General features: G+C 65.6%; 14 protein-coding genes. 4 read left to right on the top strand and 10 right to left on the bottom strand.

The features are described from left to right. Nucleotides 1–9 precede the first annotated feature (9 nt). Genes G455_RS0117935 through G455_RS24550 form a run of 8 tightly spaced genes read right to left on the bottom strand, consistent with a single transcriptional unit; the run spans nucleotide 10 to nucleotide 8,321 of the window. A complete protein-coding gene (locus tag G455_RS0117935; RefSeq protein WP_028094959.1) occupies nucleotides 10–885 on the bottom strand; it encodes an SMP-30/gluconolactonase/LRE family protein in 876 nt (291 codons plus the stop codon). Continuing rightward, nucleotides 882–3,206 (bottom strand): hypothetical protein, encoded by a 2,325-nt coding sequence (locus G455_RS0117930; RefSeq protein ID WP_028094958.1) that lies wholly within the window; start codon nucleotides 3,204–3,206, stop codon nucleotides 882–884. The genes G455_RS0117935 and G455_RS0117930 overlap by 4 nt, the downstream gene beginning before the upstream one ends. Before the next feature lie 25 nt (nucleotides 3,207–3,231). Further along, entirely contained in the window at nucleotides 3,232–4,152 is a 921-nt protein-coding gene (locus G455_RS0117925) for a phosphoglycerate dehydrogenase (protein WP_028094957.1), read from the bottom strand. Between the two features lie 8 nt (nucleotides 4,153–4,160). After that, nucleotides 4,161–4,826 carry an acylneuraminate cytidylyltransferase family protein gene (locus G455_RS0117920; protein ID WP_028094956.1) on the bottom strand — a complete coding sequence of 222 codons (666 nt, stop codon included), beginning with the start codon at nucleotides 4,824–4,826 and terminating at the stop codon, nucleotides 4,161–4,163. After that, nucleotides 4,823–5,629, bottom strand: a complete 807-nt coding sequence (locus tag G455_RS25735; protein ID WP_051312610.1) for an inositol monophosphatase family protein — start codon at nucleotides 5,627–5,629, stop codon at nucleotides 4,823–4,825. The genes G455_RS0117920 and G455_RS25735 overlap by 4 nt, the downstream gene beginning before the upstream one ends. A 14-nt stretch (nucleotides 5,630–5,643) precedes the next feature. Further along, entirely contained in the window at nucleotides 5,644–6,270 is a 627-nt protein-coding gene (locus G455_RS24555; protein ID WP_051312609.1) for an SIS domain-containing protein, read from the bottom strand. A gap of 18 nt (nucleotides 6,271–6,288) precedes the next feature. Further along, on the bottom strand, nucleotides 6,289–7,275 hold the full coding sequence (locus tag G455_RS0117905) for a class I SAM-dependent methyltransferase (protein ID WP_028094955.1): 987 nt from the start codon (nucleotides 7,273–7,275) through the stop codon (nucleotides 6,289–6,291). Nucleotides 7,276–7,286: 11 nt separating this feature from the next. Continuing rightward, nucleotides 7,287–8,321, bottom strand: a complete 1,035-nt coding sequence (locus G455_RS24550; RefSeq protein ID WP_035366973.1) for a Gfo/Idh/MocA family protein — start codon at nucleotides 8,319–8,321, stop codon at nucleotides 7,287–7,289. Between the two features lie 246 nt (nucleotides 8,322–8,567). On the opposite strand from G455_RS24550, the gene G455_RS0117895 reads away from it, so the two are divergent. Then, nucleotides 8,568–9,281 (top strand): hypothetical protein, encoded by a 714-nt coding sequence (locus G455_RS0117895; protein ID WP_154664422.1) that lies wholly within the window; start codon nucleotides 8,568–8,570, stop codon nucleotides 9,279–9,281. Here the strand turns inward: G455_RS0117895 and G455_RS0117890 are convergent. Next, on the bottom strand, nucleotides 9,199–9,933 hold the full coding sequence (locus tag G455_RS0117890) for a hypothetical protein (protein WP_154664421.1): 735 nt from the start codon (nucleotides 9,931–9,933) through the stop codon (nucleotides 9,199–9,201). The genes G455_RS0117895 and G455_RS0117890 overlap by 83 nt on opposite strands. A 147-nt stretch (nucleotides 9,934–10,080) precedes the next feature. Between G455_RS0117890 and gmd the strand changes: the two genes are divergently transcribed. The 3 genes from gmd (at nucleotide 10,081) to G455_RS0117875 (ending at nucleotide 13,936) form a co-directional block, all read left to right on the top strand. After that, complete coding sequence (gene gmd / locus G455_RS0117885) at nucleotides 10,081–11,199, top strand: GDP-mannose 4,6-dehydratase (RefSeq protein ID WP_028094952.1); 1,119 nt, start codon at nucleotides 10,081–10,083, stop codon at nucleotides 11,197–11,199. A 220-nt stretch (nucleotides 11,200–11,419) separates the two neighbouring features. After that, entirely contained in the window at nucleotides 11,420–12,394 is a 975-nt protein-coding gene (fcl, locus tag G455_RS0117880) for a GDP-L-fucose synthase (protein ID WP_028094951.1), read from the top strand. 120 nt (nucleotides 12,395–12,514) lie between these two features. Continuing rightward, nucleotides 12,515–13,936 carry a mannose-1-phosphate guanylyltransferase/mannose-6-phosphate isomerase gene (locus tag G455_RS0117875; protein WP_028094950.1) on the top strand — a complete coding sequence of 474 codons (1,422 nt, stop codon included), beginning with the start codon at nucleotides 12,515–12,517 and terminating at the stop codon, nucleotides 13,934–13,936. Between the two features lie 108 nt (nucleotides 13,937–14,044). Here G455_RS0117875 and G455_RS0117870 read toward each other — a convergent pair whose 3' ends face one another. Next, nucleotides 14,045–17,152, bottom strand: coding sequence for an efflux RND transporter permease subunit (locus tag G455_RS0117870; RefSeq protein ID WP_028094949.1), 3,108 nt, complete (start codon nucleotides 17,150–17,152; stop codon nucleotides 14,045–14,047). Nucleotides 17,153–17,156 lie beyond the last annotated feature (4 nt).

The raw sequence follows: 17,156 nt of genomic DNA, 5'->3' as shown, positions 1-17,156 counted from the left end.
TGATGGAGATCAGCATATCACCCGCGGTTCGGGAGAGCCACGGTAACGGGTCGGTAGCGCGAAGGTCCGGCCGGCATCGGCCTGCCAGTCCGGCCTGTCCTCGGGCAGTTTCTGGGTGGCGCTGGTGACGAAGAGCGTGCCCAGATCCGGCCCGCCGAAGGCGGGGCAGGAGGTGTGACCGGTGGGCAGGGCCACCGCCTCGAGAAAGCGCCCGTCAGGGGCATAGCGCGCCACCCGCGCCGCGCCCCATTGCGCGCTCCACAGGCAGCCCTCGCTGTCGGTCACCGCGCCGTCGGGCTTGTATTCCGGGCTCTGGTCGGTGGCATGCAGATCGAGAAAGACCTGCCGTTCGCCCTGGGGCCAACCGGTATCGGCGGCCAGTGGCTGGCGCCAGATCGTCCGGGCCTTGGTATCGGAATAATAGGCGCAGGAGCGGTCGGGGGCGAAGCAGATCGCATTGGGGGTGGTCAGCTCGCAGAGCAGCGGCCGCAGTTCGCCGCGATACCAGCGATAGAGCGTGCCGGCCCCGGTTTCGCCGCCCTTGCCCATGGTGCCGATCCAAAAGCCGCCCCAGGGATCGGCGCGGCCGTCGTTTGAACGGGTCTCGGGGCGGTCCGCCTCCAGTGCGCAGAGCCGGGTTTCCTGGCCATTCTCCAGATCGAAGCGGAAGAGATCGGTTTCGCTGGCGATCAGCAGATGGTGTTCGTCGATCCAGCCGGCGGCGCTGACATGGCGGTCGAAGCGCCATTCCAGCGGTCGGTCGCCGTTGCGTGACAGCAGCCGGTTGTTGACGATGTCGAACCAGAACAGCTGTTGGCGCAGCGGATGCCACAACGGGCCTTCGCCAAGGGTGCAGATACGGTCGTCAAAGATCGGTGGCGTCATGGTCTGATCCTTCGGCGGGGGGGGAAGAGCCGGTCGAAATCGGCCCGGTCGAAGATGTCCAGCCGGCTCTGGCGCGAGGCGTTGATCACCGGCACGCCGCGGGCGGCGCAGGCCGCACGGGCGCGGGCGAAGGACACCTCGATCACCTCGAGATTGGGCTGGTGCCAGGTCTCGCCCGGGCTGCGGTAATCCGGGTGGAAGTGGTTCTGCTCGTTCTCATGGACATAGAAGCGGCCCTGCCGGCGGTCGGGAAGTTGATAGTCGTGGTCGACCCCGGTCAACACGATTTCGCGGCAGCCCATGTGGAGGGCCATCTGGATCTGGCTGTAGATGATGCTCGATCCCCAGCAGATGCCCCGGCAGAGGTCTTCGCTGAAATCGGGGAAATCCGGATCCGACAGCGGCGCCTCGAAAGAAGCGGGGGGCAGGAAGGGGATGAAGATCGCATCCGCCTCCTGATAACCGAACTGGCGCATGTTGTCGGGAAAGATCTTGGTGACCCCGCGCAGCGCGGCGATGCGATCGCGGTTGTGCTGCATCACCAGGCTGTCCTCGACCGAATAATAGGTTGGCCGCCACAGGGTTTCCCCGAAGCCGAGGTAGATCTTGTTCGAGGCGAAGGTGATCTCGCCGGTCAGCCGGTCGAGATCCGAGATCCGCAGGCTGGGGCCGTTGCCGAGGATGACGGCGCGGCGCCCGGCGTGACGATTTCGCAGCAGGTGCAGCGCGGCGAGGCTGGCGCGGTCCAGATCGCCCAGCACCTGCGGCGTGTGTTCGAGCCGGTTGTGCCGCAGCAGCGCGGCGATGCGGTCGCTGTCGCTCTGACGGGCGCGTTGCAGCGCATCATGCAGCGTCTCGATCCGCAGATAGGCCGTGGCCAGCTCCTGCCGCAGCGTTGCCAGACCCTGGCGCAGTACCTGCAGCTCGGCCCCGCCGGTGGTGGCGGTGGCGGCGTCCGATATCGGTGCGGGCAGCGGCGCGCGATCGCGCCGGTCGCGGTAATGCGCCAGCAGATGGGGCCCCTGTTGCTCCAGCCGCTCCAGCGCCCTGGTCAGGCGGATTTCGATCCCGGCGCGGGTGTCGACGGGGCCGGTCGGCAGCGGCGGGGCCGCCGGCCCGGGGGATTGCACGCCGCTGAGCAGATCGTCCAGCGCGCCGAGCGCGTCGCGGGCGCGGGGCAGATCGCCGGCCTCGAGGGCGGTGCGGATCAGCGCCGCCACCTGCGGTCCGGGGGCCTGGCCGGCCAGCATCAGCCGCAGCATCCGGTCGCGCAGCGCCTGACGCGGCGGTGGCGCTGGCGGCAGACCGTCGCTCCCGACGATCGGGTCGGGTAGGGTCCAGAGCGACAGCGGCTGCAGCAGCCCGACACCGGCGGCGCGCAGCCGCAGGGCATGTTCCGCCGCGCTCTGGCTGGCCAACAGCGGGGCCGGCGGGCCGGCGCGCAGCAGGTCGCCATGGGTCAGGGCGCGCCAGCCGGGGTTGGGGATATCGGCCTCGGGCGGCGGCGGCGGCAGCAGGATCTCCCGGAGGATCTCCCGGTCGCCGGGATCGAGCGTGGCACGGGCCTGCCAGCCATGGTGCAGGCGGTCGCCGGGGCGGTCGGGGGCATCCGGTTGCGGCGTATAGAGCGGGGCGGCGATCTCCCATCCGGGGCGCAGAAAGCGCAGCAGGGCGGTGGTCCGGGCGAATTGTTCGGGATCGGGGCGCTGATCGGCGCCGATCAGGCACAGATGGGTGAAATCGCACGGCGCCAGCCGGCCATAGCAGGCCTCGTAAAGCGCCTGCTCCGGCCGGGCGGGGCGATCGGTGTCCAGTGCCGAGATCTGCTCGGTGCCGGCGGGTAGCGGACTCCCGCCGGCACCGAGCAGCACCAGCCGGGCGATCTCGCCATCTCCATAGATGCGCAGGTAATTGTCGAAGCTTTCGGCGCAGGCCATGGCGGGCTCGGCGCGATCGGTGGCACAGAGATAGCCGACCCGCAGCCAGGGGGTGGCGGGGGCGTCGTCGGTGCCGAAATAGAGATCGTAATCGACACCCTCGGAATGGGCCTCGATCTCGGGCAGCAGCACCCCGTCGAGATCGGGCAGGTGCAGCGGCGGGCTGAAGGCCTCGCCGGGATCGGGGCACTCCAGCAACGCCAGCCGGTTGCGGCTGCCGTCAGGGGCGATATGGGTCAGGGCCACCCGCAGGGCGCCGGCCCGCACCCGCAGCCCGACCCCGAAATAGGACAGGGTCGTGGCCTGTCGCCAGGCTGCGAGGTCGAAGGCGTTGATGGTATGGGCGCCGAAAGCGGCGACATATCCCTGCAGGCGGTATTTCATTCCGTCGACTATAGCCGGGGCCGGGTCAGACGGCGAGATGTTTAAACAGGTTCTCAAGCGTATTGGCGTGGACCTGCTCGATCGCCTCGACGGTGCTGTTGGCGTTGTGGCTGGACAGCACGACATTGTCGAAGCCGCGCAGCGGGTGATCGGCGGGCAGCGGTTCGGCCTCGAAGACATCGAGCGCGGCAGCCTCGATCTTGCCGGCCTCCAGCGCCGCGATCAGCGCGGCCTCGTCGATCAGCCCGCCTCGGGCCACATTGACCAAGATCAGCCCGTCGCGGGCGCGGCCCAAGCTGTCGGCGTTCAGCAGGTGATAATTCTCCGCCGTCTGGTTGCAGCACAGGCAGATCACATCGGCGTGCTCCAGCAGCGTCTCGAAGCTCATCAGCTCGGTGCCGTCGGGGGCCTCGGTCATATAGGGATCGTGGGCCACCACGGTCATGCCCAGCCCGCGGGCGCGCTGGCCGACGCCCTGGCCGATGGCACCATAGCCGATCACCCCCATGGTGCGCCCGGTCATCCCCGGGAACCGCCCCTTGGGCCAGCCGCCGGCGCGGATGGTCCGGTCGGTCAGCGCCAGCCGGCGGCTGGCCGTCAGCAGCAGGCCGATGGCATATTCGCTGACCGCGTCGCGGAAGGCGCCGGGCGAGTTGCAGACCGGCACGCCGAGCGCCTTCGCCGCCGCGAGGTCGATGGAATCGATGCCGGTGCCCCATTTCGAGATCACCTTGAGCCGCGGCAGGCAGGCCTGGATCACCGGTTCGGTAATCTTGTCGTCGCCGGCCAGCCAGCCGTCGAAGCTGCCGGCGAGGGACAGGCATTGCGCCTCGTCCATGAACTGGTCGACCTCGGGCCAGACCGGTTCGACGCCGCGCGCGCGCAGGGCCGCGTCGAAGCGGTCGCGCTCGTTGATCATCATGATGTTGGAAACCAGAACCTTCATGGCGGGCCTCACTTGCGCAGGACCGAGAGCAGCGCCTCGGCGATATCGAGATCCTGCTGGGTCTTGATCACATGGCCGGAAATGGCATTGACCGGATAGAAAGCGATCTTGCCGTTATACGTGCCGATGTGGCCGGATTCGACCGCGTCGATATAGGATTTCGCCCGCCAGCCGGTGATCGACCAGGTGACCCGCTGGGTTGGCTTCAGCTCCTGCGAATTGGTCTTTTCGGCAAAGGTGAAATTGACCGGCTGATCCTGATAGGCGACCTCGATCTGATCCTCGATGCAGGAGAGCATCACATCGGCGTCGGAGGCGGCGAAGGCGCGGGTGAAGGACAGGATCTCTTCCATGGTCAGCAGCGGCGCGATCGAGTGTACCTGCACGAGAAGATCGCAATCGACATGCTTGAGGAAGTCGTAGACGAACTGTTCCGAGGTGGCGACGGAATTGCCCAGCTCTTCGGGACGCTGATAGAACTTGATGCCGTATTCCTCGGCATATTGGCCGAATTCGGCGTTTTCCGAGTTGATGTAGATCTCGTCGAAACAATCGGTCTTGAGACATTTCTCGACCGCATGGGTGATCAGCGGCTGTCCGGCCAGCGGAGCGAGGTTCTTCTTCTTCAGACGCTGGCTGCCCATGCGGGCGGGGATCATGGCTACGGTTTTCATGGGCGGGTGCTCCTTGTTGGCTGGGGCGCGTCGGCCGGCGGCAGCGAACGGGCCAGCGCGGCGGCATAGGTATCGAACAAATCCGGGGTGGTGCAAAGGCTCATCTGTTCGGCGCCCGCCTCGGGATCGTCGGCGCCGTAATGGCCATAGACCAGCCCCGCCTCGGTGGCGATCAGGGCACCGGCCATATCGTCCCAGCCGCGGGCCTCGCGGCTTGCGACCAGGCTCAGGTGGCCGGCGGCGGCATGACACAGATGCAGCGCCTGGCTGCCCAGGTTGCGCAGTTTGAAGGTGGCCAGAAGATCGCCCAGAACCGCGGGCGCCTGGCCGGCCAGATCGCGCATCAGTCCGGAGCTGAGCACCGCCAGCCGCGCCGCATGGGCGCGGGGCCGGAGCGCGGCGCCGTCGAGAAAGGCGCCGCCACCGGCGATGGCGGAATAGGTCGAGCGGTTGGGGATGTCATGCACGGCGGCCAGCACCGGGGCGCCGTCGCGGATCAGCACCGCCGCCATCGCATAGCAGGGCAGGCCGGCGACGAAATTCACCGTGCCGTCCAGCGGATCGACCAGCCAGACCGGCGCTTGGGTGGCGCCGAGCCCGGCGAAGCCTTCCTCGCCGACCACGCGTGAGCTGGGCAGCAATGCCGCCAGTTCGGTTTCGAAACGGGCCTGCAGCGCCAGATCGACCGAGGTGACGAAATCCAGGCCGTCCTGGCCCTTTTCCGACACCCGGGCCGGACCGGCGAGCACATCGCCCGCCACCCGGTCCATCAGGGCAGTGAGGGCGATGTGCAGATCGGACATTCGCGGGGACAAGATCAGAACTTCCGTTCGGCGATCAGCCCCTTGTCCATGTGGCTCATGCGCAGATACTGGGTGATGATGTGGATGAAGCTCATGTGGATGTCTTCGACCACGCCGTAATTCTGCGCGTCGACATGGGCGTTCACATCGGCCAGCTCGCGCGACCGGCCGCCGGCGAAACCGGTGAAGGAGACCGAGCGCAGCCCCTTTTCACGGGCGACTTCCAGGGCGCGGCAGACGTTCGGCGAATTGCCCGAGGAGCTGACGGTCCAGACCATGTCACCGGGACGGGCCATGGATTCGAGCTGATAGGCGAAGACCTCGTCATAGGAGATGTCATTGGCCAGGGCCGAATTCATCTCGGTATGGGCGGCCAGCGACATCACCCGTGGCATCAGGTCGGTATCGGTGCGCACGCATTTGAGGAAATCGCACAGCGAATGGTTGGCGATCCCGGCCGAGCCGCCGTTGCCGCAGATAAAGATGAAATTGCCGCTGTCGATGGTCTCGCGGACCATCTCGGCGATCTTGTTCAGCGCGGTCAGGTCGCAGGCCTGGGCCGCGCGGTTCAGCTCGGCGAAATAATCCGAGGCGAAGCTGTCACAGGTGTCGAAGGAAGTTTCGGGAAAAAGGGCAGTCATGATTACAATCGCTTTCTGTCAGGTTTCCAGGACGAAACGCATTACGCCGGAGCGCAGGCTGCGCTGCAGCAGGATTTGCAGATCCCGCAGCCGATCCTTGTTGGCGCTGCGGAAAAAGCCGGACCAGAACGGTACGTCGGCATTTTCGATTTCGGTGAAGTAATGCTGCAGGATCACAGCATCGAGCCGGCCCGGGGTGGAGACTTCGAGCGCGGTATAGCCAAGCTCTCGCACCATCTGGCTGAAGCCCTCGACCGAGAAGATGTTGAGCCGGTCGAGCGGCACGAAGCTGGGGGAATCGGCCCCGAGGATCTCGTATTCCAGCCCATCGGCACAGGAAGTGGCGATGAAGACCAGCGATCCGCGCGGCAGGTTGGCGCGCACCACCCGCAACAGCGCGGCGGGATCCGCGACCCGGTCCATCTCGCCATAGAGCAGCACCGCGTCGGGGGTTTCGGCCTGCAGCCGGTCGCGCAGATCGTCAAAGCCGGTCTCGCCGTCGGCGGCCAGCGGCAGAAAGCTCCAGTCGCGATGGGTGCCCAGACGGGTCACCGCATCGGGCCAGGAGGGGGCCTGCGAGGAGAAGCGGTAATCGAGCACCTTGCCGAGACTGTGGCCGCTGCGGGCCTCGGTCAGGCGGATCCAGTTCAGGATCGAGATATATTCGAACTCACGCGGCCGCTTGGGCTTGTCGGCGGTCTCGGGCGGCAATTCGTCCAGCAGCCGCAGCCGCTGGCCGTCCAGATGCGACTGGTCGGGCACCCGGGCGGCATAGATGGTGTTGCAGGCGCTGCAGCGCTGGAACGGCATCAGCGCCTGGCTGAAGTTGCGGCTCAGATCGCGGCTCTGGCCGCAGGCGGGGCAGGCGCGTTCGTGCCAGCTGACCGCGTCGTCCAGCAACATTTCGGCCAGGGCGCGATTGCGGGTCTGGCGGTAATGGTCGGACTTGCGGCTGGCGACGGTGGAAATGTCGGGCAGGTCGTCGATGAAAACAGGGGTTTGCATGGAATATGTCCTCAACCGGCCGTGGCGGTGGCGGCGATCTGGCCGGGCCAGTCCGCATCGGCGGCGTAAATCCGTTCGACCAGGGTCATCACGTCCAGTGCCTGCTGCGAGGTGCCGCAGCGGACCGGCTGGCCCTCGGCGATGGCGGCATGGAATTCGGCGATTTCCTTGTCCCAGGAATGATCCTCGGTATAGCGGACCTCCTGGCTTTCGGGGTTGGGGATCGGGTTGCCGTCCTGATCCAGCCGGTTCAGCGCCACGTTCAGCACCTCGGTGCCATAGGTCCCGGAGGCCGACAGGATGCCGTTGACCGAGATGAAGCCGCCGCGGGCATAGAGTTCGAGGGTGAACTTGTGCTGCCATTGCGTCGCCGAGGAATGCAGCGAGGCGACCACGCCGGCGTCGTTCTTCATCAGCGCGAAGGCGTTGTCCTCGACCGGCACATCGGTCCAGAACTTGCGCTGCACCACCGATTGCACATCTGAGAAGTGATCGGCGAACATCAGGAACAGATCCAGCATGTGGATGCCCTGGTCGATCAGGATGCCGCCGCCCGACTGGCTGGGATCGTTGCGCCAGTTCTGGGCGTAATTGGCGCCGCCCGCCTTGCCGTAGACGCCGCGCATGAAATAGAGATCGCCCATCGTGCCGGCATCAAGCATCCGCTTGGCGTCTTCGATGGCGTCGTGGAACCGGTGGTTGAAGCCGAATTTTAGCACCAGATCGGGGTGGCGCGCCTCGACCGCCTGCATCCGCCGCACATCGTCGGAGTTTCGCCCCGGGGGCTTTTCCGAAAACACATGTTTGCCACGTTCGAGCGCATCGCAGACCACATCCGGTATCATCCGGTTGGGCACGCAGCAGAACACCACGTCGGGATCGTAGTCATAGACCCGGGTAGGGTCGGTCACGAGAGGAATATCAGCATCAAAATTGGCATGGGTGTCACAGGCGCAGACAACATCGAAACCGCCGTGGCGGTTCATCGCCTCGTGGCGGATCTGCCCCATCTTCCCATATCCGATGATCGCGGCTCGTAGCGTCATGGCAACATGGTCTCTTCAATATGTGCCGGGAATATCCGACAAGTGTGAAACAAATAAAATGACCTAGATTTTTGCACGGTTTCTGGCACCCACGCCAGATTGTACGGAGTCGTTATACAAGCTCCTCTAATGGCGCAACCCGATACTGGGGGAGGGGGTGCGGAGCGGTTGCATACCCGCGGGAGTTGGCCGATGGTGACGCCGAATTATGCGAGCCGGAAGCGAGATCGATCCATGGAAAATTTGATGCAAATGCTGAAGGGCGCCCGCGCCGAAGGCCGGGAGGCGGCGGTCGAGCCGGCGGATCTGCCGACCGATGCGGCATCGGCCTATGCGCTGGCACTGGCCGATGCCGCATCGGTGGCAGGCTGGAAGATCGGTGGCGCCAACCCCTGGTCGCGCCAGGCCTTCGGCAACAGTGAGAACTTCTTCGGCGCCCTGTTCGACGGCGAGGTCTTCGTCGAAACCGCCGAGGTTGCGGTGGCAGGGCTGCACCAGCCGTTGGCGGAACCCGAGATCATGCTGGAAATCGCCGATCCGGCGGCAGAGACGCCGGAGGCGGCCTTTTCGCGCATGGGGCTCGGGATCGAGATCCCGGCCACGGTGCTGCCGGCGGCCTGCAAGGGGCTGCTGCTGGGCCAGATCAGCGACCGGGCCGGGGCCGGGGCGCTCTGGGTCGGCGCGGTCCGGCCGTTCGATGCGGCGCCGTTCCAATCCCCTTTCCTGTCCGAGTTCCGTCACAACGATGCAGCCCTGATCGAGGGACGCAGCAACAATGTACTGGGCGGACCGCTGGGGGCGGCGATGGAGTTTCTCGGCCTGGCGCGCCGCTATGGTGCCGGGCTTGCGGCGGGGCAGTGGATCGCCTCGGGCGGGCTCAACCCGGCGGTGGCGGTGCAGCCGGGGGACCGGCTGAGCGTCGCGGCGATGGGGCTGCGGGTCGCGCTGAAGATCGTCTGATCCGCCAAGGCGCCGGGTGCAGCCGGGCGCGCAGCGCCTCCTCGCCGGCGAATTCCTGCCGAAGGTAGGCCAGGTCCGCCGCATCGAACAGGCTTTCGTAGCCGTCGGCGAATTTCTTCCGGCCCTGGTTATACGTCGGCAGCTTGGCGTTCGCGACCCCGAGCCGGGCCATGATGGTGCTGTACCAGTCGTCGATCCGGTCGTAATCGACGAAGTGATCGACCAGCAGCCGGCCCTCGGCGTCGGAACAGAATTGATCCAGCCGTTCCACATCGTCCATGTATTCGCTGCGGATGAAGTCCGAGAGGCTCATGCCGGTGACCCGGGGGTATTTCTTGGCATCCAGGCCATTATAGCGCTTGGCGTGATAATAATAGGAGCCGACCCGATCCCACCAGGGACGCACCGAGACGAGGTGGATTTCGCTGGTGTCGCGGCTGCGGGGCAGCTTGTTCAGGATGTCGGCGACCGGCGAATGTTTCCAGACTTTGCCCCGGCGGCGCGATAAGGCGCTTTTCTCCTCGCCCGCGGCAGTATAGCCCCAATAGTCGATAGTGTCGGGCGGCAGGCTTTCGATCATGCCTTTGCAGACGGATGCCCCCCCGCATTTCTTCATATGAGCGATAACGATGCGGTCGTTGACAATAAGCACAGAAGCCTCCGGACAGTTTTCTCATCTACTGTCATTGTCGCGAAAGGGCTACAACTGCCTGCGGGCGGTTTCCCGGCGATCGCGGCCTGGCTGCGGCAGCGGCGGAGGGGGCCGCGGGGGCGATCACGACCGCAGAAAGGAACAGGCATGAAAAAGGCGTTGATCACCGGGATTACCGGACAGGACGGATCCTATCTGGCGGAATTCCTGCTGGAGAAAGGATATGAGGTGCATGGGCTGAAACGCCGCGCCTCGTCGTTCAACACTCAGCGGATCGACCATATCTATCAGGACCCGCATGAGGGCAACGCCCGGCTGAAGCTGCATTACGGCGATCTGACCGACAGTTCCAACCTGACCCGGATCCTGTCCGAGGTGCGTCCTGACGAAGTTTATAACCTCGGCGCGCAAAGCCATGTGGCGGTCAGCTTCGAGGCGCCGGAATATACCGCCGATGTCGATGCCATGGGCACGCTGCGCTTGCTGGAGGCGATCCGCTTTCTGGGGCTGGAGAAGACCACACGCTTCTATCAGGCCTCGACCTCGGAACTCTATGGTCAGGTCGCGGAGATCCCGCAGAGCGAGACCACGCCGTTCCATCCGCGCAGCCCTTATGCGGTGGCCAAGCTCTATGCCTATTGGATCACGGTGAACTACCGCGAGGCCTATGGGCTCTATGCCTGCAACGGCATCCTGTTCAACCACGAGAGCCCGCGGCGCGGCGAGACCTTCGTGACCCGCAAGATCACCCGCGGGCTGGCGCATATCGCGCTGGGGCTGGAACCCTGTCTCTACATGGGCAATATCGACAGCCTGCGCGACTGGGGCCATGCCCGGGATTATGTCCGCATGCAGTGGATGATGCTGCAGCAGGAGGCGCCGGAAGATTTCGTCATCGCCACCGGGGTGCAATACAGCGTGCGCCAGTTCATCGCCTGGTCGGCCGCCGAGCTGGGCATCAGCCTGGAGTTCTCCGGTGCCGGGGTTGACGAGATCGCCACCGTTACCGCGATCGAGGGCGACAAGGCTCCGGCGCTGAAGGTGGGCGATGTGATCATGCGGATCGACCCGCGCTATTTCCGTCCCGCCGAAGTCGAGACGCTGCTGGGCGATCCGTCCAGGGCCAAGGCGAAACTGGGCTGGGAGCCGGAAATCACCGTGCAGCAGATGTGTGCCGAGATGGTGGCCGGCGATCTGAAAGAGGCGCGCCGCCATGCGCTGTTGAAGGAACATGGCATGGAGCTTCCCGTCAGCCTGGAGGGGTGAGGCCGGTCCAGGCAACGATCCGGGGGGCGTGTCAGGGCCGAACGGATGCCGCCCCGGCAGCCCTGGCCCGGCAAGACCCGTCCGACGGGCGGGCAGGGTCGGGCCGGGATTCGGGATGGGGCGGGCGGGGGGCCGCCGCCTTTGCAGCCTGTCCCGGATCGGCTAAGCCCGGGAACAGATCGGCGCCGGCGGGGTCCGGACAGAACAGGAGAAACCGCGTATGAGAATCTATGTGGCAGGCCATCGCGGCATGGTGGGCGGGGCCATCCTGCGCCAGTTGCAGGCGCGCAAGGAGGTGGGCGAGGATCTGACGCTGATCACCCGCAGCCATGCGGAGCTGGATCTGACGAACCAGCAGGCCGTTCACGACTTCATGCAGGCGGAACGCCCCGATCAGGTGATCCTGGCGGCGGCCAAGGTGGGGGGCATCCTTGCCAACAACAGCTATCCGGCGCAGTTCATCTATGAAAACCTGATGATCGAATGCAATGTGATCCATGGCGCCCATCGGGCCGGGGTCACGCGGCTTTTGCAACTGGGATCGAGCTGCATCTATCCCAAGATGGCGCCGCAGCCGATGGCCGAGGATGCGCTGCTGACCGGCACGCTGGAGCCGACCAACGAACCCTATGCCGTGGCCAAGATCGCCGGCATCAAGCTTTGCGAAAGCTACAACCGGCAATATGGCACCGATTACCGATCGGTGATGCCGACCAACCTTTACGGGCCCGGTGACAATTTCCACCCGGAGAACTCGCATGTGCTGCCGGCGCTGATCCGCCGTTTCCACGAGGCCGCCCGCGACGGGCTGGAGGAGGTCGCCATCTGGGGCAGCGGCGCGCCGCGCCGGGAATTCCTGCATGTGGACGACATGGCCGAGGCGAGCCTGTTCGTGATGGATCTGCCGCAGCAGATCTATGCCCGCGAGACCGAGCCGATGCTGAGCCATATCAACGTGGGCACCGGCAGCGATGTCTCGATTCTCGAGCTGGCGCAAATGGTGGCGCGGACGGTGGGATATCAGGGCCGGATCGTGACCGATCCCTCCAAGCCCGACGGCACTCCGCGCAAGCTGATGGATGTCAGCCGGCTGGCGCGACTGGGCTGGCGGGCCGGCATCCCGCTGGCCGAGGGGCTGGCGCAGACCTACGCCTGGTTCCTGGCTCAGGATGCGGCGGATTTGCGGGCGATCTGACCCGGGGCCACAGGTTGGGCCGGTCGCGGGCCTTGCGGGGTTGAATACCGGGAGGCCATTGGCGATACCAAAGGCCGGTGGTCGACCCACCGGCTCATTTTCTTCCGGGAGTTTATATAGATGATTACCCCCGTTCTCCTCTGCGGCGGCTCCGGCACCCGGCTGTGGCCGCTGTCGCGGAAATCCTATCCCAAGCAATTTGTTCCCCTGGTGGGGGAGGAGACGCTGTTTCAGGCCTCGGCCCGGCGATTGTCCGGCCCCGGTTTCGCGGCGCCGCTGATCCTGACCAATTCCGATTTCCGTTTCATCGTCACCGAACAATTGTCCGAGATCGGCACGGATCCGGGCGCCATCCTGATCGAACCCGAGGGGCGCAATACCGCCCCCGCGGTGCTGGCGGCGGCGCTCTGGCTGGAAAAGACCGATCCCGAGGGGCTGATGCTGGTGGCGCCGTCCGATCACGTGGTGCCCGATGCGCCGGCCTTCCGCGCCGCCGTCGCCGCCGGGGTTCCGGCGGCCGAGGCCGGGCAGCTCGTCACCTTCGGCATCAAGCCTGCCCATGCGGAGACCGGCTATGGCTATCTGGAGCTGGCCGAGGATCCGGGCGATTTCGCCGCCCGGCCGCTGGCGCTGAAACGATTCGTCGAAAAGCCGGATCTGGCCACCGCCGAGACGATGCTGGCCTCGGGTCATTATCTGTGGAACGCCGGTATCTTCCTGTTTTCGGTCAAGGCGATCCTGGCGGCCTTCCGCAGCCATGCGCCCGAGCTGATCGCCCCGGTCACGGCGGCGGTTGAGCAGGGCAAGCCCGATCTGGGCTTTCTCCGGCTCGATCCCGAGGCCTGGGGGCAGGCCGGGGATATCTCGATCGACTATGCGGTGATGGAACGGGCCGAAAACCTTTCGGTGGTGCCCTTCGCCGCCGGCTGGTCGGACCTGGGCGGCTGGGACGCGGTCTGGCGCGAAGGGGGCCGGGACGACCGTGGCGTCGGTCTGTCGGGGCATGCCACCGCGATCGATTGTGACAATACGCTGCTCAGATCTGAGGATACCGGGGTCGAGGTGGTCGGCATCGGGCTGAAGGATATCATCACCGTGGCGATGGCCGACGCGGTGCTGGTGGCCGATGCCTCGCGCGCGCAGGACGTGAAGAAGGCGGTCGAGGCGCTGAAGGCCAAGGGGGCCAAGCAGGCGACGCATTTTCCCAAGGATCACCGCCCCTGGGGCTGGTTCGAAAGCCTGGTGATCGGCGACCGGTTCCAGGTCAAGCGCATCCATGTGCATCCCGGCGCGGCGCTGAGCCTGCAGAGCCATCATCACCGGTCGGAACATTGGATCGTGGTCGAGGGCACCGCGCGGATCACCGTCGACGACAAGGTGACGCTGCTGACCGAGAACCAGTCCGTCTACATCCCGCTGGGCGCCGTCCACCGGATGGAGAACCCGGGCAAGGTGCCGATGGTGCTGATCGAGGTGCAGACCGGCTCCTACCTCGGCGAGGACGATATCATCCGCTACGAGGATATCTACGCCCGGAGCTGATCGCGTGGTCCCCGGAGGGGCCGATGGCGACGATGCCGGGGTGGACAAGATGAAAACGCCCGGGGCCTTGCGGTCCCGGGCGTTTCCTTTGTCGATCTTGGCAGGGACCTATTCGGCCATCTTCTTGCGCCGGTCGCTGCCGAAGAGCCGCAGCACGAAGACGAAAGCCGGCGGGACGAAGAAGACCGAGAAGACGGTCGCCGCGATCATGCCGCCGATCACCCCGGTGCCGACCGCGTTCTGGCTGGCCGAACTCGCCCCGGTGGCGATCGCCAAGGGCACCACGCCCAGGGTGAAGGCCAGCGAGGTCATCAGGATCGGGCGGAAGCGCAGCTTGGCCGCCTCCACCGCCGCTTCCAGCAAGCCCTTGCCCTCGGCGTGCAGATCCTTGGCGAATTCCACGATCAGGATGGCGTTCTTGGCCGACAGCCCGATGATGGTGATCAGCCCCACCTTGAAGTAGATGTCGTTGGGCATGCCGGCGATCCAGACCGCGGCGACGCTGCCCGCAACCCCCAGGGGCACCGCCAGCATCACCGACAGCGGGATCGACCAGCTTTCATAGAGCCCGGCCAGCAGCAGGAAAACGAAGAGGATGCTGAGCGCATAGAGCATGTTCTCCTGCGCCCCGGCATCGCGTTCCTCCAGCGACTGACCGGTCCATTCATAGCCGAAGCCCTGCGGCAGCGCCGAGGCGAGCTTTTCCATCTCGGCCATCGCCTCGCCCGAGGAATAACCCGGTGCGGCGCTGCCCGAGAGCCGGGTGGCGGCATAGCCGTTATAGCCCACCACCTGCGACGGGCCGACCTCCCAATGCACGGTGGCGAAGGAGGAGAAGGGCACCATGCCACCCTCGGAATTGCGTACCGAAAGCTGCAGCAGATCTTCGGCGCTCATCCGCGCGGTCTCGTCGGCCTGCACCACCACCTGCTGCAGGCGTCCCGCATTGGGGAAGTCGTTGACGTAATTCGACGCCAGGTTGGTCGAGATGGTGGCGTTGATATCCGAGAAGGTCACCCCGAAGGTATTGGCCTTTTCCCGGTCGATGGTCAGGATCACCTGGGCCGCAGCCGGCATGCCCTCGGGCCGGAGCCCGGTGACGATGCCGCTTTTCTGCGCTTCGGCCATCAGTTGCTGGGTCGCCGCCTGCAGCGCCTGTTGGCCCAGCCCGCCGCGGTCCTGCAGCCGGAAACTGAAGCCACCGGTGGTGCCGAGCCCCTGGATCGGCGGCGGCGACAGCGCGAAGGCGCGCACGTCCTTCAGGCCGAACAGCTGCATGTTGGCCTGCATGGCGATCTCCTGCGCGCTCTGACTGCGCTCACTCCAGTCCTTGAAGGTGACGAACATCAGGGCTGCGTTCGGGCCGGTGCCGGAGAAGCTGAAGCCGCGCACCGCGACGATGTTCTCCACCGCCGGATTGCTGCTCAGGATCGCCTCGGCCTGTTCGATCGCCGCCGTGGTCCGGTTGGCCGAGGCCGAGGGCGGCGTTTGCAGATCGGTGATGATGAAGCCCTGGTCCTCGTTCGGCAAGAAGGAGGTGGGCAGATTGACGAAGCCGAAGGCCATGGCGCCGACCACGATCAGATAGAAGACCATGACGATGGCAGTGCGGGCCGACAGCCGCCGCACCGCGCCGGTATAGCCGGTGGTGGTGGCCTCGAAACCGCGGTTGAACCAGCCGAAGGGGCCGCGCCGTTCCAGGTGATGCCCCTTCGGCACCGGCTTGAGGAAGGTGGCGCAGAGCGCCGGTGTCAGACTGAGCGCCAGGAAAGCCGAGAACAAGATCGACACCACCATGGTCAGCGAGAACTGCCGATAGATGATGCCCGAGGCGCCGGGGAAGAAGGCCATCGGAATGAAGACCGCCGAGAGCACCAGCGAAATCCCGACGATGGCGCCGGTGATCTGCGACATCGCCTTGCGGCTGGCTTCGCGCGGGGGCAAGCCTTCGGTCACCATGATGCGTTCGACGTTCTCAACCACCACGATGGCGTCATCGACCAGGATGCCGATTGCCAGCACCATGGCGAACATGGTCAGCACGTTGACCGAGAAGCCGGTTGCCAGCATCACCGCCAATGTGCCCAAGAGCGCCACCGGCACCACGATGGTGGGGATCAGCGTATAGCGGATGTTCTGCAGGAACAGGAACATCACCAGGAACACCAGCACCATCGCCTCGATCAGCGTGTGGATCACCTTGGTGATCGACTTCTCGACGAAGGGCGCGGTGTCGTAGGGGATTTCATAGGCGATGCCGCCGGGGAAGAATTTCTCCAGCTCCGCCATCTTCGTCCGCACCGCTTGAGAGACCGCCAGCGCGTTGCCGCTGGAGGTGAGCTGCACCCCCATCGCCGCCGCGGGCTGGCCGTTCAGCCGCGAGCTGAACATATAGCTTTCATTGCCGATCTCGATCCGGGCGATGTCCTTCAGCCGCACGGTGGAACCGTCGGCATTGGCGCGCAGGACGATATTGCCGAATTCCTCGATGGTGGAGAGCTGGCCCTTGACCATCACCGTGGCGGTGAGCTGCTGGTTGATCGGGTTCGGGTCGGCGCCGACCTGGCCCGCTGCCACCTGAGCGTTCTGCGCATTGATCGCATTGGTCACGTCCGAGCTGCTCAGGCTGAGCCCGAGCATCTTCTGCGGATCGATCCAGACCCGCATGGCGCGCGCTGCGGCAAACAGCTGGACGCTGCCGACGCCTTCGATCCGCGACAGCTCGCCCACCACGTTGCGGGTCAGGTAATCGCCCAGATCGACCGCCTCGCGGGTGCCGTCGGTGGAGATCAGGGACACCACCATCAGGAAGCCCGAGCCTGCCTGTTCGACGTTGATGCCGCGCTGCACCACCGAGGAGGGCAGTTTCGATTCCACCCGCCGGACAGCGTTCTGGACATCAACGGTGGCCTGCCCCACATCGGTGCCGGGGCGGAAGGTGGCGGTGATCGAGATCCGCCCCGAGGCATCGGAAGTGGATTCGTAATAGCGCAGCCCGTCGACGCCGTTCAGTTCTTCTTCGATCGGCTGGGCGACGCCCTCATACATCTTTTCAGGCGACGCCCCGACATAGGTGGCCGAGACGGTGATCTGCGGCGGCGCGACATTGGGATATTGGCTGATCGGCAGGCTGGGCAGTGCCAGGATGCCGGCCAGAGAGATGAAGATGGCGATCACCCATGCCAGGATGGGGCGCCCGATGAAGAATTGTGCCATGTCT

Source organism: Pseudodonghicola xiamenensis DSM 18339 (assembly GCF_000429365.1).
GTDB classification, from domain to species: Bacteria; Pseudomonadota; Alphaproteobacteria; order Rhodobacterales; family Rhodobacteraceae; genus Pseudodonghicola; species Pseudodonghicola xiamenensis.
This window is presented reverse-complemented; position numbering and strand designations above follow the sequence as displayed.